14 protein-coding genes are annotated in these 14,792 nt (G+C 62.8%); 6 read left to right on the top strand and 8 right to left on the bottom strand.

From position 1 onward, the window contains the following. Positions 1-4: 4 nt before the first annotated feature. The 4 genes from CGS25_RS00470 to CGS25_RS00455 all read right to left on the bottom strand — a co-directional run bounded on the left by CGS25_RS00470 (position 5) and on the right by CGS25_RS00455 (position 3,768). Positions 5-1,186, bottom strand: a complete 1,182-nt coding sequence (locus CGS25_RS00470) for a C4-dicarboxylate TRAP transporter substrate-binding protein (RefSeq protein WP_232802173.1) — start codon at positions 1,184-1,186, stop codon at positions 5-7. A gap of 300 nt (positions 1,187-1,486) precedes the next feature. Beyond that, positions 1,487-2,161 (bottom strand): histidine phosphatase family protein, encoded by a 675-nt coding sequence (locus CGS25_RS00465; protein WP_089033968.1) that lies wholly within the window; start codon positions 2,159-2,161, stop codon positions 1,487-1,489. Between the two features lie 28 nt (positions 2,162-2,189). Further along, positions 2,190-3,008 carry an SDR family NAD(P)-dependent oxidoreductase gene (locus CGS25_RS00460; RefSeq protein WP_101674212.1) on the bottom strand — a complete coding sequence of 273 codons (819 nt, stop codon included), beginning with the start codon at positions 3,006-3,008 and terminating at the stop codon, positions 2,190-2,192. Positions 3,009-3,114: 106 nt separating this feature from the next. Continuing rightward, complete coding sequence (locus tag CGS25_RS00455) at positions 3,115-3,768, bottom strand: TetR/AcrR family transcriptional regulator (protein ID WP_101674211.1); 654 nt, start codon at positions 3,766-3,768, stop codon at positions 3,115-3,117. 91 nt (positions 3,769-3,859) lie between these two features. Between CGS25_RS00455 and CGS25_RS00450 the strand changes: the two genes are divergently transcribed. The 3 genes from CGS25_RS00450 (at position 3,860) to CGS25_RS00440 (ending at position 6,974) form a co-directional block, all read left to right on the top strand. Continuing rightward, entirely contained in the window at positions 3,860-4,897 is a 1,038-nt protein-coding gene (locus CGS25_RS00450) for a phosphotransferase family protein (RefSeq protein ID WP_101674210.1), read from the top strand. Between the two features lie 49 nt (positions 4,898-4,946). After that, the gene (locus CGS25_RS00445; protein ID WP_101674209.1) at positions 4,947-5,726 is read left to right on the top strand and encodes an SDR family NAD(P)-dependent oxidoreductase; all 780 of its coding nucleotides are present in this window, start codon (positions 4,947-4,949) and stop codon (positions 5,724-5,726) included. Between the two features lie 108 nt (positions 5,727-5,834). After that, positions 5,835-6,974, top strand: a complete 1,140-nt coding sequence (locus CGS25_RS00440) for an acyl-CoA dehydrogenase family protein (RefSeq protein ID WP_101674208.1) — start codon at positions 5,835-5,837, stop codon at positions 6,972-6,974. Positions 6,975-7,121: 147 nt separating this feature from the next. Here the strand turns inward: CGS25_RS00440 and CGS25_RS00435 are convergent, their stop codons facing one another. Continuing rightward, on the bottom strand, positions 7,122-7,787 hold the full coding sequence (locus tag CGS25_RS00435; protein ID WP_101674207.1) for a GntR family transcriptional regulator: 666 nt from the start codon (positions 7,785-7,787) through the stop codon (positions 7,122-7,124). 132 nt (positions 7,788-7,919) lie between these two features. On the opposite strand from CGS25_RS00435, the gene CGS25_RS00430 reads away from it, so the two are divergent. Further along, entirely contained in the window at positions 7,920-9,068 is a 1,149-nt protein-coding gene (locus tag CGS25_RS00430; RefSeq protein WP_101674206.1) for an alkane 1-monooxygenase, read from the top strand. A 316-nt stretch (positions 9,069-9,384) separates the two neighbouring features. Next, positions 9,385-9,852 (top strand): GNAT family N-acetyltransferase, encoded by a 468-nt coding sequence (locus CGS25_RS00425; protein ID WP_101674205.1) that lies wholly within the window; start codon positions 9,385-9,387, stop codon positions 9,850-9,852. Position 9,853: 1 nt separating this feature from the next. Here the strand turns inward: CGS25_RS00425 and CGS25_RS00420 are convergent, their stop codons facing one another. Together CGS25_RS00420 and CGS25_RS00415 are read right to left on the bottom strand one after the other, a co-directional pair. Then, on the bottom strand, positions 9,854-11,110 hold the full coding sequence (locus CGS25_RS00420; protein WP_101674204.1) for an MFS transporter: 1,257 nt from the start codon (positions 11,108-11,110) through the stop codon (positions 9,854-9,856). Positions 11,111-11,166: 56 nt separating this feature from the next. Next, positions 11,167-11,967 carry a crotonase/enoyl-CoA hydratase family protein gene (locus tag CGS25_RS00415; RefSeq protein ID WP_101674203.1) on the bottom strand — a complete coding sequence of 267 codons (801 nt, stop codon included), beginning with the start codon at positions 11,965-11,967 and terminating at the stop codon, positions 11,167-11,169. 260 nt (positions 11,968-12,227) lie between these two features. On the opposite strand from CGS25_RS00415, the gene CGS25_RS00410 reads away from it, so the two are divergent. Continuing rightward, the gene (locus CGS25_RS00410) at positions 12,228-13,262 is read left to right on the top strand and encodes an amidohydrolase family protein (RefSeq protein WP_101674202.1); all 1,035 of its coding nucleotides are present in this window, start codon (positions 12,228-12,230) and stop codon (positions 13,260-13,262) included. 18 nt (positions 13,263-13,280) lie between these two features. On the opposite strand, the gene CGS25_RS00405 is transcribed toward CGS25_RS00410, so the two are convergent. Continuing rightward, positions 13,281-14,732, bottom strand: coding sequence for a TrkH family potassium uptake protein (locus CGS25_RS00405; RefSeq protein WP_089033980.1), 1,452 nt, complete (start codon positions 14,730-14,732; stop codon positions 13,281-13,283). Between the last annotated feature and the right edge of the window lie 60 nt (positions 14,733-14,792).

The raw sequence follows: 14,792 nt of genomic DNA, 5'->3' as shown, positions 1-14,792 counted from the left end.
AGGGTTATTCCATGCCGTAGGTTTTGGCGTCCACCTTGGAGAACACCTGGTCCCAATACAGGGTTTCAAGCTGGTCCAGGCTGTCCACCGGCTGAACCAGCCCGACCCATTTGGTCAGCAGTTCCTTGAAGGTTTTCAGCATTTCTTCACCGCGTTCCACACCGTGTTTGTCCTTGTAATAGGCGATGATGGTGTTGAGATCTTTTTCCGTGAATTCCCGGGAGGCCTGCACCAGCGCCGGGTCGGCCTGGTGCAGCGTGGCGCCGCCTTCCTTGGCGCGCCGCAAGGCTTCCTGCTCCAGTTCCAGATAGCTCCACGGCGTGGCGGCGGTGAAGTACGCGCCGGCGCGCAGAATCGCCTGGCGCTGGTTTTCATTCAGCCCACGCCATTTGCCCAGGTTGAAACTGCCGGCGTTGGCGCCGGCGTAAACGCCGCCGGGCACCGTCATGGTGATGTCGGTGACGGCTTCAAGCAGGCCCAGGTTGATCAGCTCCGGCGCGGACGAAATGGTGCAGTCAATCACGCCCTGGCTCAGCGCTTCCAGGGTGTCGTTGATGGTCATCGACATGGAGGTGGCACCAAAGCGATCAGACCAGCGCGACCAGTGCGAGCCGGCCACCCGCAGCCGTTTCCCTTTCAGTTGTGCCTCATTGGTGACCGGCTTGTTGCACAGCAATCCATAGCTGGAACTGGCCGCGTTGGCGGTATAGATCTGGCCCTGATCCTGATATTCCTTCAAGCATTCCGGGCAGTGAAAGAACGTGAATTCCGCCATCGCCCCTTCGAACGCCAGCGCTCCTTTACCGTTCAACTGGTCCTGATCAAACAACGACAATTGCATTGACGACTCGTTGACCAGATTGGTGTGCGGATACATGGACGGGAAATACACGGTCAGCAGATAGCCGCCGTCGGCGATGCCACTGCGAATACCGTCGGAGGTTTCCGAGGCATTGAGAAGCGACAGCGCATAGACTTTCAGCTTCAGTTCGCCATCGGAATATTGCTCCACTTTCTTTGCGTATTCCTGTGCCGCGTCGGCGGGCAGGGAGCCGGGCGGGTAGCCGGTGGCATAGCGCAGCGTGGTGCTTGCCAGGGCCACTGAGGAGACGCAAAAAAAGCCAAGAGCACACAGCAATACGGTGGCGCGTTTTGTTGTTCTTTGCATGATGAATACCTCAAGCATTTTGCCATTCTTGATGGTCATCCGGAGGAGCGCTCGCCCTCGCCCGGTCGGGTAAGATCGGTTTCCTTTTCAGTCGGAACTTCCTTTATGCACGATAAGGTTTCCGGCTCGCGTTGCTATCGTCGCTTACGACGATTTCCGGGGCGTGCGCTAAATGTCTGGCGGTTATTTAGGTTGGGCAGGTCCGCGCTTCGCCGCGCTGGCGGCGGTTGCCGGCGAGCGATCAGCGGGCCACTGGCCGGGCCGGGGAGGCACTGGCCAGTGGCGGGGTCGGAAGGGAAATCGAAGGGATCGGGACGCTCAGACCGAGGTAATCGCTTGCCTCCGGTCCGGGCGATCCAGATGCGGCAAAGCATTAAAGGTAATCAGGCGGCGCCGCTCGCCGGCGATGACGATTTCGCAAAACGCGGTATTGCGGAACTGAAAATTCAACTCGATGGCGGACAGCGGATCGGTGCGCAGAATGCCGCTGATCGCGGTGCCGATTACGCCGCCGGAGGTGACCAGAAGCAGGTTGTCTTCCCGTGTGGCGCCTTCGCACAGCCGCGCCACGGCCTGTTCGATACGCTCACCAAATTCCCCCCAGCTTTCGTGCTCGCCGCGCAGTTCGTCGGTGACCCAGCCCTGATAGGCCGCGCGGAACGTGCGCCAGTAATCCACCGCGTCCCGTTTCTGATGGGCGGCAATGTCGCTGTTGCCGGTGAAACCGCGATACAGGGCATGGCCGTCGTATTCATTGAGGCCGGCCTCGGTTTGCAGCTCCGGCTCGCCCAGTTCGGTGCGATACAGAATCTCCCGGGCGGTGTCGCGCTGCCGTTTCAGGCTGCCGCTCATGGCGCGTTGAAAGCGGATGCCCCGTTCCGCGAAATAATCCCCCAGCCAGCGTGCCTGCTGGCGCCCCAGATCGGAAAGGGCGTCGTAATCCTCGGCGCCAAAAGAGGCTTGCCCGTGTCGTACCACAAACAGTTTGGCCATGAATCAGTGTCTCCATTGCAGGGCGCGGTCAGCCGCCAAGAACCAGGCCTCCGTCCACTGGCAGGGTCTGACCGATTACGTAACTGGCCAGCGGCGAGGCGAGAAAGAGCGCGGCGCCCGCCATCTCGCCAACCGTGCCCATGCGGCGCAGCGGAATGCGCCGCAGCGCTTTCTCCGTGCGTTCCGGATCGCGGGTGGTCACTTCGGTGAGTTTGGTCGCCACGAAGCCTGGCGCGATGCCGTTAACACGCACGCCGTCACGGGCCCAGGCTTCACCCAGCGTGCGGGTAAGGCCAACCAGGCCGGCTTTGGATGCATTGTAAGCCGGATTGCCGCGAGTGGAATGGAACGCGGCGGTGGAACTGACCGTAATGACGCTGCCACCGGTGCTTTTCAGAAGTGGATAGAAGCGCATGCAGCAGGTCATGACGCTGTTCAGGTTGATCTCGACCACATCGCGAAACGGCGCGCTTTCAAACTCGGCCTGGCCATAACGCACCACGCCCTGGGAGAGCACCAGCACGTCCAGCGCCTCGAAGGGGGCGGCATAGCGCTCAATGGCGCCGGCATCGCTGACGTCCACCTGATCGTAATGCAGGCCTGTCAGGTCTGATCCGGTCTGGCGAGACCCGGTCTGGCGAGACCCGGTCTGGCGAGACCCGGTCTGGCCAGACCCGGCCTGGCGAGGCGCGGCCTGAGCCCGATAGTGCGCCGCGCTGGCACGGGTGCCCCACACATGGACCCGGGCGCCGCGCGCACGAAACGCCTGGGCGATGCCGTTACCGATGCCGCTGGAGCCGCCCACCACCAGCACCGTCTTGCCGCTGAAATCCAAAGGGTCCGACATCGCCTTTCTCCGCTGCGGAGCGGCCTGTGCCGCCCTAGGTCATATGGATAAAATAATTGACCTAAGGATCATTACACAGCTTTTCGCGGCCGCGCAACCCGACCTCTTACAGGCTGGGCGGCGCCTCGAGAATGGCGGTGAGCGTGTGGATAAAGTGGCGGGTGGTGTACTCGGAGGCCCAGCTCCGCTGGGCGCGGGTGTGTTCGGCCAAAGCCGCTTCGCGGGCGGAAATCACCCCGTTGAGATAGACATTGATAAAGATGAATCGCTGGTTGCGCTCCGCGGCCGGGATCTCCGGCATCAAGCGGCGCAGGTGCTCCAGGCAGCGCAGGTAGCCGGAATTGAGGCCCTCTTCAAGGGCCTCCATGAACAACCGGCGGTGGCTCATGCTGAGCAGGGTGATAAAGCGCACATAACCGTGGTCTTCCTCGCCCTGCTCATCGGTAAGGTGGATCGACGGATAGACCAGCACCTCCACCACTTCGCGGATGCCAAAACCGGCCTGCGACCCTTCCAGTTGATCGAGCATGGCATGCCGGCGGAGATTGATCAGGCCGGCGCCATCGGCCACCAGTTCGCGCACCAGCGCCTCTTTGGTGCCGAAGTAATAGCTCAGGGAGCCGTGGTTTTTCTGGCCGGACGCTTCGACGATTTCACGCACGGTGACGCCGTCGATGCCGCGTTCGGCGAACAGGTTGCGAGCGGCGCGCTTGATCTGCTCGCGGGCGCCGGGACGGGGTTGGGGAAGCGATGAGTTCATATTGACAACGATGCCACCGACACGTAAAAAAATACAGCTTATCCAAATGACCTAAAAGGGCCGGCCCGGCACCTATAGCGAGCAACCGCCGATGAATGATCGACTGGCACGGATCGATTTCGACCGCCTGGCGCGCTGGATGGACCAGCAGGGCCTGGGCGAGGGCGCCATTGAAGAGGCCGCCGTGCTGGCCGGTGGCACGCAGAACATTCTGGTGCGCTTCCGCCGTGGTGATCGCGAGTACGTGCTGCGCCGCCCGCCCGCTCATCCCCGGGCCGGCTCCAATGACACCATGCGCCGGGAAATGACCATGCTGGCGGCGCTGGCCGACACCGACGTTCCCCATCCCGGGTTGCTGGCCGCCTGCGCCGGCGAGGATGTGCTCGGCGTATCGTTCTACCTGATGCAACCGATCGATGGCTTCAACCCGACCACTGGCCTGCCGGCGCCGCACGCCGACGATCCGGCGATGCGCCGTCGCATGGGGCTGGCCCTGGTGGAGGGCATTGCCGCGCTGGGCGCGGTGGATTATCGGGCGGTGGGTTTGCAGGACTTTGGCCGCCCGGAGGGTTATCTGGAACGCCAGGTGGATCGCTGGCAACGGCAACTGGAGAGCTATCGGGCGTTCAAGGGCTGGCCCGGCGCCGGCGCCCTGCCCGGCGTGGCACGCATCGCCCGCTGGCTGCAAGACCACCTGCCCGCGCGATTCGAGCCGGGCATCCTGCATGGCGATTACCATTTTTCCAACGTGCTCTACCGACCGCGCAGCGCCGAATTGGCCGCCATCGTCGACTGGGAGCTGACCACCGTGGGCGATCCGCTGCTGGATCTGGGCTGGCTGCTGGCGACCTGGCCGGAGCACGGCGAAGCGGTGGTGGAAGGGCTGACGGTGTCGCCGTGGGACGGCTTTCCCGATGCCGGGGAGCTGGTCAGCCACTATCAGGCGCACTCGCACCGCGACGTTTCGTCGATTCATTGGTACGCGGTGCTGGCCTGCTACAAATTGGCCCTGATCCTGGAGGGCACCTACGCCCGCGCCTGCGCGGGTCAGGCGCCCCGGGAAGTAGGTGAGCGCTTACACCGAAGCACCGTGAGATTGCTGGAGCGGGCACTGAGCTGGATCGATTGACCCCGGCCTGGCGAAGCGGGCACGGCCGGCCGCGACGAGGAGAAAGCCAATGGCGGAAGACACAACGTTGAGCCGGTCGGTGGCCGGCGCGGTGGTATTGATTACCGGTGCGGGCAGCGGCATGGGGCGCGCCACCGCCAGGGTGTTCGCCGAACAGGGTGCCCGGGTGGCGGTCACTGATCGGGACACGGCGCGCGCGCGGGTGGTGGCCGAGGCGTTGTGCGAACAGGGCCATGAGGCGCGCGCCTGGGCATTGGACGTCACCGACGACGACCGGGTGCGCGCCGTGGTCGACGGCGTGGCCAGCCACTTCGGCGGCCTCGACATTCTGATCAACAACGCCGGCGTCACCGGTTTCGCGGCGCTGGAAGACGATCAATACGGGCGGGTCTGGCACAGCGCCATCGCCGTGTTGCTGACCGCCCAGCAGTCGATGGTGCGCGCCGCGCTGCCCCACCTGCGTCAGGCCGCGCACCCGCGTATCGTCAACATCGCCTCCACCGAGGCGCTCGGCGCGACCCCCGGCAACAGCGCCTATGCCGCCGCCAAGGCCGGGGTGGCGGGCTTCACCCGGGCTCTGGCGGTGGACCTGGGTAAACTGGGGATCACCGTGAATTGTCTGTGCCCCGGCCCCATCGACACGGAAATGACCGGCTTTATCGATCCCGCCGACAAGGCGCTGTTCGCCCGCCGGCGCACCGCGTTGCGCCGTTATGGCCGACCCGAGGAGATCGCCCACATGACCCTGAGCGTCTGTTTACCGGCGGCCTCCTACCTGACCGGCGCGGTGATTCCGGTGGATGGCGGCCTGATGGCCAGAAACGCGTGACCGGCCGGTTACGTCTGGCAGGCGACCGCGCCGCCACCGATGGTTACCATAGTCGCCCGGCCGGTGGGAGCACTCCCGCCCACTCCGCTTTCAACGAAAAGGTGAACCATGCTTGATCACAACGAGGTCGAACTGTTCCGCGACAACGTCCGCAAGTTTCTGGAAAAAGAAGTCGCCCCGCATTACGACCAATGGGAACGGGACGAGAAGTTTCCCCGGGAATTGTGGAACCTGCTCGGTGAGAATGGCTTTTTGTGTGTCGACGTGCCGGAACAATACGGCGGCTTCGGCGCCGATTTCCGCCTTTCCGCGGTAATGGTGGAAGAGGCCTCGCGCCTGGGCTTTGGCGCGCTTGCCTCGAACATGTCGGTGCACTCGGACATCGTCGCGCCGTACATTCTGCACTTGGGCAGCGAAGAGCAGAAACAGACCTGGCTGCCGAAAATGGTCAGCGGCGAAGCGGTGGGCGCCGTGGGCATGACCGAGCCGGGCGCCGGCTCCGACCTGCAGGGCATGAAAACCCGCGCCGACAAAGACGGCGACGGTTTCGTGATCAACGGCCAGAAGACGTTCATCACCAACGGCCAGCACTGCGACGTGATCGTGCTCGCCACCAAGACCGACCCCACCGCCGGCGCCAAGGGCGTGACCCTGTTCACCGTGGACGCTTCCCTGCCCGGTTTCTCGCGCGGCCGCAATCTGGAAAAAATGGGTCACCACGCCGCCGACACCTCGGAGCTGTTCTTCGAAAACGTGAAAGTGGGCGTGGACCAGATTCTCGGTGGCGAAGGCAAGGGCTTCTTCAATCTGATGAACGAACTGCCCCGTGAGCGGCTGATTCTGGCGCTCGGCGCGGTGGCGGCCTGCGAGGGAATGATCGAACGCACCGTGCAGTACACCCAGGAACGGCAGGCGTTCGGGCAGTCGATCAGCAAGTTCCAGAACACCCGCTTCGTGCTCGCCGAACTGCACGCCCAGGTACAGGTCAACCGCGCATTCTGCGCCCAGTCCATCGATCAGTACGAGCGTGGCGAACTGAGCACCACCAATGCGTCCATCGCCAAACTCACCACCACCGAACTGCAAGGCAAGGTGGCGGATCAATGCCTGCAACTGTTCGGCGGCTACGGTTATATGAAGGAATATCCGATTTCCCGGGATTTCGTCGACGCACGTATTCAGCGCATCTACGGCGGCACCAGTGAGATCATGAAAGAAATCATTGCCCGGGATATTCTCGGGCGCTGAGGGGCGTTTTGCGTTACTTATGCGCACGCGCTTTGCGCTACACGCAGAAAAAAAACCATCGCCTTTCGGCGATGGTTTTTTTCTGCCAGCGTGCCAGCGTGCCAGCGTGCCAGCGTGCCAGCGTGCCAGCGTGCCAGCGTGCCAGCGTCAGGCTGAGCCACGTTTGACGATCGCCCTTAGTACGATCTGGCGCTGGTTGTCGCCGTATTCGCGGATGTCGGCGGCGGCTTGCTCGGGGTTGCGGTTGAGCACGTTTTCCAGCAGCCGTTGGAAGATTTTCAGGGACACATCGAACTCGGTGGTTTCCTCTTGTAGAGCGATGTACGAGAAGCGCTTGAGCAGAGGCACCAGGTCGGTGATGTCGGCGGCGAGATAGTGGTTGCGGGCAAACCGGTGGGTGGCGATGTCGACGAAGCGGAAGGCCAGCCGGTGGGCGCCACGCATGTCATTGTTTTCATAGTGGCGGGTCAGTTCCGGTAGCATCGCCGCCAGATCCTCGATTTCCCCCGGCTGCCAGTGCCGGGCCGCCTCCGCCGCCAGGTGTGAGAGCAGCAGAAACAGGAACTCATAAAGGTCGTTGACCTGCTCTTCGTTGACCTCGCACACGCGCGCGCCCCGCCGCGGCTGCAGATCGATCAAATGGCGCTTCTCCAAGACACGAAAGGCCTCTCGAAGTGAGTTAGTGCTCACATCAAGCTGCTTGGCCAGGTCCGTTTCCGGCAGCCGTTCGCCGGGCGCCAGCCGCCCCAGAATGATCTCTTCCGCCAGGTGCTCGGCGATCTGTTCGCTGAGGCTCACCGCTTTCAGGGTCATGTCCGCTCCTTGTTGGTCACGCCATTATGGTTGCGGCTTAGAGCAGTGTCACTAATTGAGTTGTTTGACAATTCAGGCAATTCTGATAACTTGCCATTGTTCACTGTCACTTTCCTCGAAGAGGTGAAAGTCATGTTTGCGACCATGCGTTCCGATACCATGCTGAAAATAAAAAAATGGGGGTATCTGGGGTTTTGGGCCCTGGTGTTGCCGTTGCTGCCGTTCAGTGCCCTGGTGGGCCGTGACACCGGTACTCAGGACTACTGGGCGTGGTTCCTGTATTTCGTGGTGTTTGGCATCATTCCGTTGCTGGATTATCTGATCGGCAAGGACCCTTCCAACCCGGACGAGCAGGTCCAGGTGCCCTCGCTGAGCGGCGAGCGGCTGTACACCTTCTTTCTGTTTCTGATGGGCTTTGTCTGGTTCGGCGCGCTGTTTTACGCCGGCTGGGTGTTCGTCAATAACGGCTATTCCTGGTTCGGCGCGCTGGGCTGGATCGTCTCCATCGGCACCGTGGGCGGCATTATCGCCATCAATCTGGGCCATGAGTTCGTGCATAAGGATGCGAAGCTGGAAAACTGGATGGGCGGCCTGTTGCTCGCATCGGTGACCTACGCCGGCTTCAAGGTGGAGCACGTGCGCGGCCACCACGTGCATGTCTCCACCCCCGGAGACGCGTCCTCCTCGCGGTATGATCAGAGTGTGTATCAGTTTTTGCCGCGCGCCTTTAAGCACAACTTCCTGAATGCCTGGAAGCTGGAAAAGCAGTACCTGGAGCGCAAGGGTAAAAAGAACCTGAGCGCCGCCAATGAGCTGATCTGGTGGTACGCTATTTCCGCCCTGTTCACGCTCGCCTTTGGCCTCGCGTTCGGCTGGATGGGCGTGCTGTTCTTCCTGGCCCAGAGTTTCGTGGCTGCCTTTACCCTGGAAGTGATCAACTACATCGAGCATTACGGTTTGCACCGGCGCGTCAACGACAAAGGCCGCTATGAGCGGGTCACGCCGGCGCACAGCTGGAACTCCAACTATCTGTTGACCAACCTGGCCCTGTTTCAGCTGCAGCGCCACAGCGATCACCACGCCTACGCCAAACGCCGCTACCAGGTGCTGCGGCATTACGAGGAGAGCCCGCAATTGCCGGGCGGCTACGCGGCCATGTACGTCCTGGCCCTGGTTCCGCCCTTGTGGAAGCGGATTATGAACCCGCGCGTGGAGGCCTATTACGAAGGTGAATTGGATCAACTGTTCCGCGATGGTCGCCGCGTTAACAACATCGTCTGATTTCGATTCTGCCTTGGCGTTTCGCTCGGCGGCGGGTACTGGCTACCCGCCGCCTTTTTTATTCATGGTCTACTCCCCCCGGCTGCTCCCACGTTCCAGCGCGCAAGCGGCTGATTTCCTGAGCCAAATCGGTAAGCGGCATGCCGTTGGGTCGGCCTGGTAATGTGCCCGTTCTCAACCGCAAATCGTTTCGCCCGGTCTTTGCCTTCGAGTCAAAGACAGCGTCGGCGCGCCTTGATTCCCGCCCCGTCCAGGGGCCAGAATCGCACTTTGGCAGTAACACTTTGGGTGGGTGGAAAGGGAGTGGTGAGCAGCCATGGATAAGGAGCAAGTGATTGCCCTGCGTCCCGCCAGACGGCAGGACGCCAGCGCGATCGCCCGTTGTGTGATGCGGGCCTATCAGCCCTATGTGGCGCGCATGGGCATGCCGCCGGCGCCGATGCGCCATGATTACAAGGCGGTGATCGCGCGCCAGCTGGTATGGGTGGCGGAAGAAGGCTGGACATTGCACGGCGTGCTGGTGGCCGAGGAAGAGGGCGACGCCCTGTTGCTCAATAATCTGGCGGTGGACCCGGATTTCCAGGGCCACGGCACCGGCATGCGATTGCTGAGGCTGGCCGAGGATCTGGCCGCTCAGGCCGGCCTGACCGAAGTGCATATGTACATTAACGAGGCGATGGTGGAAAACCTGGTGTTCTACCAGAAGCGTGGCTACCGGGAGTTGCAGCGCCGCCAGGAGAACGGTTACCACCGCATCTATCTCGGCAAATCCCTGGGCCGGTGATTCAGGCGCCCGGCGTTTGCCGGGCGACATCCTCGATGCGGTTCACCTTGCGCAGCGATGGAAAAGCCCACGCCCAGGTCGCCACCACCGCGAGAGTGCCAACCCCGCCGATCACCGCCGCCGGCACGGTGCCGAACCAGGACGCCGTGACCCCGGATTCGAATTCTCCGAGTTCGTTGGAGGCGCCGATGAACAGCATGTTCACCGCGTTCACGCGGCCGCGCATTTCGTCCGGCGTGGCCAGTTGCAACAGGGTCAGCCGCACATACACGCTGATCATGTCGGCGGCGCCGGCGACGAACAAGGCGGCGAAAGACAGCCAGAAGTTCACCGACAAAGCGAACACCAGATTGGCCACGCCGAACACCGCCACGGCGATGAACATCACCAGCCCGGCGCGGCGGCGGATCGCCCGCATGCCCAGATACAAGCCCATCACGAACGCGCCCAGCGCAATGGCGCTGCGCAGCGCGCCCAACCCTTCGGGCCCGACATGCAGTATTTCGTCGGCGTAGATCGGCAGCAGCGCCACCACGCCGCCGAACAGCACCGCGAACAGATCCAGGGAAATAATGCCGAGAATGATCGGCTTGTCGCGGATATACACAATGCCGGCGGTAAAGCGAGCCCAAGCGGTGCTCTGGGTGGCCACCCGTTCGCCCTTGTACAGCACCCTGACGAAAAACAGCATCACGATGGCGATGGCGAAGCACAACAGCACCACGCTGTAAGAGAGCGTCGCCCCAAAGGTGTAGAGCAGCCCGCCCAGCATCGGCCCGCCAATCACCGAAATTTTCATGATCGAGGAGTTCAGGGCGATGGCCCGCCCCAGCACCGGGGTGGGAACAATCTGCGGCAACAGGCTTTGCAGGGTCGGGCCGGTGAAGGCGCGCGCGGCGCCGAACAACACCAGCACCGCGTAGAACGGGCCGGCGTGCTCCGGTGGGCGCAATGACAGGCCGATCAGCAGGGCGCTGCACAGCGCCTGAACCGCCCAGCTCAGATGCAGCAGCAGGCGCCGATCGACGCGGTCGACCAGATCACCGGCGGGCAACAGCAGAATCACCATGGGCAGAAACTGGGCCAATCCCACATAGCCGAGGGTGAGGGGGTCCTTGGTAATCGCATAGACCTGCCAGGCGACGATGATTGCCTGAATCTGCATCGCCAGCGAGGCGAACAGACGTGCCGTGACAAAAGGCGGGAAGCCGGGTTGGCGATGCAGGGGAATCAGTTCGTCGGTCACTGTCTGGGTCATGGGGGCGATCGTGGGAAGGGGAAGGAGCGGGGCGCGGGGCCCCGCGTGGAAGCCGGTTATTCGCCGGTGAAGCGTGGCTCGCGCTTATCGATGAACGCGGCGATGGCCTCGCCATGATCACCGGTGGCGTGAGCCAGGGCCTGCATCGCCGCGGACATTTCCAGCAGCGCGTCCAGGCGCAGGGAACGGCCGGCCCACAGCAGGCGCTTGGTCATGCGCACCGCGTGGGTGGGGTTGGCGGCGATGCGCGCGGCCAGGGCGCGGGCTTCGGCAAGCAACTGGTCGTCGGGCACCACCCGGGACACCAGGCCGCAGGCCAGCGCTTCCTGGGCGCCGACGCGATCACCGGTGAGCGCCATTTCGGCGGCTTTGGAAAAGCCCACCACCCGTTGCAGCAACCAGGCGCCACCGTCGCCGGGAATGATCCCCAGCTTCACGAAGCTCTCGGCGAACCAGGCGCTTTCGCCGGCGATGCGCAGATCGCACATGCACGCCAGGTCGCAGCCGGCGCCCACCGCCGGGCCGTTGACCGCGGCGATTACCGGCACTTCGAGCTTTTCGAACGCCAGGGGAATGCGCTGGATGCCGTGCTTATAGTTGAGCCGGGTCTTCACCGGCAGGGTGTCATTGAGGCCGCCGGCGGCGCCCATTTTTTTCACATTGCCGCCGCTGGAGAAGGCGCTGCCGGCCCCGGTGAGGATCGCCACGCGGGCGTCGGGGTCGGTTTCCAGGCGCTCCAGCGCCGCCAGCAAAGCCTCGATCATGTCGTGATCGGAGATCGGGTTGCGGGTTTCCGGGCTGTTCAGTGTCAACGTGACGATGCCTTCTTGGCATTGGTATTGGATCAGGTCGCTCATCGGCTGTCCTCGTCATGTGGCGCGGCGGCCGAGCCCGTGAGGATGCTGGACCGGCAAGATACCGCGGAGTATGTTTTTGTGTCGGGCTCGCAGTGGCGGAGAAGCGGACCATGGCTTCCGCGCCTTGGCGTGCGGGGCTGTCCGCCGCCGGGCATGTCAGGGCTGCCATCAAGCGCCCTTCCTGGTTGCGGGTCAAGAGTCTTGCTGTTTGAGAGCAGTCCGAGGCCGCCCAAGGCCGCTATCTACTCCAGGACACCACCATGACCGCCAATAGCGAAAGCCGCAAAGTCATTTTGCCCGCCCCGGACACCGCCTGGCTGGCCCGCCACCGTGAGCCGGTACTTGAGCCTGAGCGGGCGATCATCGATCCGCATCATCATCTCTGGGGGCCGCCGCGCCCGGTGTACCTGGGCGGTGAGATCGAGACCGATCTGAATTCTGGCCACAACGTGCGCGCCACCGTGTTCGTGGAATGCAGCGAAGGGTATTACGCCAGCGGCGATGAGGCGCTGCGGCCGGTAGGCGAAACGGTGTTCGCGCGTGGCTTCGCCGAGGCCAGCCGCGGGCGCGTTTGCGCTGGGATCGTCGGCCATGCGGATCTGCGCCAGGGGGCGGCGGTGGAGACGGTCCTGCAGGCTCATATCGAGGCGGGCAAGGGCTATTTCCGGGGCATTCGCCAGTCCAGCGTTTGGGATCCGGACCCAGCGATTCGCACCACCCGCCGGGTGGTGCCGCCGCAACTGCTGCTTGATCCGGAATTTCGGCAGGGCTTCGCGCGGCTGGCCCCGCTCGGGCTGAGTTTCGATTGCTGGTGCTATTTCCACCAGATCGATGACCTCATCGATCTGGCGCGAGCTTTTCCGGACACCGTGATCGTGCTCGATCACGTTGGCGGCGTGCTCGGTATTGGCGACTACGCGGGCCGCTCGAAAGACGTCTTTCAGCACTGGCGCGGATCAATCGAGACCCTGGCCGGTTGCCCCAATGTGCGCATCAAGCTGGGCGGGCTGGGCATGCACAGCTGCGGTTTCGCGTTCAGTGAGCGATCGGCTCCGCCGGACTCGCAAACCTTGGCGGAGCTCTGGCGGCCTTATATTCAGGTGTGCGTGGAGGCGTTCGGCGCCGAACGGGCGATGTTCGAGAGTAACTTCCCGGTGGATCAGGTGTCCTGTTCGTACGGGGTGCTGTGGAATGCCTTTAAACGACTTGCCGCCGACGCCAGCGAAAGCGAAAAGCGGGCTCTGTTCCACGATACCGCCGAGCGCACCTACCGGTTGGCGCCGCCGGCTTGCTGACGTTTATTGGCGCCAGAACTATTGTCTCCAAAACATGGGCATGAACAGCACCAGAATAGTGAATACTTCCAGGCGGCCGAGCAGCATGTCCACGCACAGCACCCACTTGGTTACCGTCGGCAAATCGCCGAAGTTGCCGCTGATGCCGGCGATACCGGCGCCCATGTTGTTGATGCTGGCGGCCACCGCCGACATGGCGGTGGTGAAATCCACGCCGCTGGCGGTCACGGCGATCACCGACAACACCGAAATGGTGATGTAGACGCCGACAAAACCCCACACCGCCTGCAGCACTTTGTCGTTCACCGAGCGCGCGCCGAAGCGCAGTACGAAAATGCCGGATGGATAGATCAGGCGGCGCAGTTCGCGCTGGCTGTGATGAAACACCAGCGCCGCGCGCACCACTTTCATGCCACCGGCGGTGGAGCCGGCGCAGCCGCCGATGAAACTGGAAAGAATCAGCAGGAACGGCACGAACGTCGGCCAGGTGCCGATCGACGCACTGACGAAACCAGTACCGGTGGACAGCGACAGCACTTGCAAAATGGCATGGTGCAGCGCGGTGCGGGAATCGTCATAGGTGCCGTGGGCAATCAGGGCCAGTGTCACCACCGCGATGTAAACGATCTCCAGGCCCAGAAAAAAGCGGAATTCCGGATCGCGCATGAATGAGCTCAGGGAGCGGTCTTTCCAGGCGACAAAAAACAGCGAGAAATTGAGCGCGCCCAGAAAAATAAAGCCAGCGGCGATGATGTTGATCAGGCCGCTGTCGAAGTAACCGATGCTGGCGTCGTGGGTGGAAAAGCCGCCGGTGGCGAGAGCGGAAAAACTGTGACAGATGGCATCGAACCAGCTCATGCCGGCGAAGTGAAATGCCACCGCGCAGGCGGCGGTCAGCGACACATAGATGTACCAAAGAGCCTTGGCGGTTTCGGCGATGCGCGGCGTCAGCTTGGCGTCCTTGCTGGGGCCGGGAATTTCCGCTTTGTACAGCTGCATGCCACCAATGCCCAGCATTGGCAGAATCGCCAGCGCCAGCACGATAACCCCCATGCCGCCCAGCCAGTTGGACAGCGCGCGCCAGAACAGCAGTGACCGGGGCAGGTAATCGAGCCCCGAGAGCACGGTGGAGCCGGTGGTGGTGAAGCCCGATATGGATTCGAAGATGGCGTCGGTGAAGCTCAGATTGAGCTCCGGGCTGAGCATAAACGGCAAGCCGCCGATCATGCCCAGCACGGTCCAGTACAAGGTCACCACCAGGAAACCGTCGCGGGGCTGAAGCTCCGCCCGGGCACGCAAAAACGGCAACCACAACGCCAGCCCGCACAGAAAAGTGATCGCGAACGAGCTGATAAACGGCGTCATACTGCCGTCCTGATACCAGAACGCCACCCCCGCTGGAATCAGCATGGTAAAGCTGAACAGCATCAGCAACAGGCCGAGGATTTTTGAAATCAGGGCGAAGTGCATGGAATAACCCCGCGCTGACACGCTGCACGCTGCACGCTGGCACGCGCGACGTCACGCAGT

The sequence above is a fragment of the Alloalcanivorax mobilis genome, from assembly GCF_002864685.1.
Lineage (GTDB): Bacteria > Pseudomonadota > Gammaproteobacteria > Pseudomonadales > Alcanivoracaceae > Alloalcanivorax > Alloalcanivorax mobilis.
This window is presented reverse-complemented; position numbering and strand designations above follow the sequence as displayed.

Coding starts and splice junctions, on each gene's coding strand:
- CGS25_RS00470 (WP_232802173.1), bottom strand. CDS start 1,186: ATGCTTGAGGTATTCATCATGCAAAGAACAACAAAACGCGCCACCGTA.
- CGS25_RS00465 (WP_089033968.1), bottom strand. CDS start 2,161: ATGGCCAAACTGTTTGTGGTACGACACGGGCAAGCCTCTTTTGGCGCC.
- CGS25_RS00460 (WP_101674212.1), bottom strand. CDS start 3,008: ATGTCGGACCCTTTGGATTTCAGCGGCAAGACGGTGCTGGTGGTGGGC.
- CGS25_RS00455 (WP_101674211.1), bottom strand. CDS start 3,768: ATGAACTCATCGCTTCCCCAACCCCGTCCCGGCGCCCGCGAGCAGATC.
- CGS25_RS00450 (WP_101674210.1), top strand. CDS start 3,860: ATGAATGATCGACTGGCACGGATCGATTTCGACCGCCTGGCGCGCTGG.
- CGS25_RS00445 (WP_101674209.1), top strand. CDS start 4,947: ATGGCGGAAGACACAACGTTGAGCCGGTCGGTGGCCGGCGCGGTGGTA.
- CGS25_RS00440 (WP_101674208.1), top strand. CDS start 5,835: ATGCTTGATCACAACGAGGTCGAACTGTTCCGCGACAACGTCCGCAAG.
- CGS25_RS00435 (WP_101674207.1), bottom strand. CDS start 7,787: ATGACCCTGAAAGCGGTGAGCCTCAGCGAACAGATCGCCGAGCACCTG.
- CGS25_RS00430 (WP_101674206.1), top strand. CDS start 7,920: ATGTTTGCGACCATGCGTTCCGATACCATGCTGAAAATAAAAAAATGG.
- CGS25_RS00425 (WP_101674205.1), top strand. CDS start 9,385: ATGGATAAGGAGCAAGTGATTGCCCTGCGTCCCGCCAGACGGCAGGAC.
- CGS25_RS00420 (WP_101674204.1), bottom strand. CDS start 11,110: ATGACCCAGACAGTGACCGACGAACTGATTCCCCTGCATCGCCAACCC.
- CGS25_RS00415 (WP_101674203.1), bottom strand. CDS start 11,967: ATGAGCGACCTGATCCAATACCAATGCCAAGAAGGCATCGTCACGTTG.
- CGS25_RS00410 (WP_101674202.1), top strand. CDS start 12,228: ATGACCGCCAATAGCGAAAGCCGCAAAGTCATTTTGCCCGCCCCGGAC.
- CGS25_RS00405 (WP_089033980.1), bottom strand. CDS start 14,732: ATGCACTTCGCCCTGATTTCAAAAATCCTCGGCCTGTTGCTGATGCTG.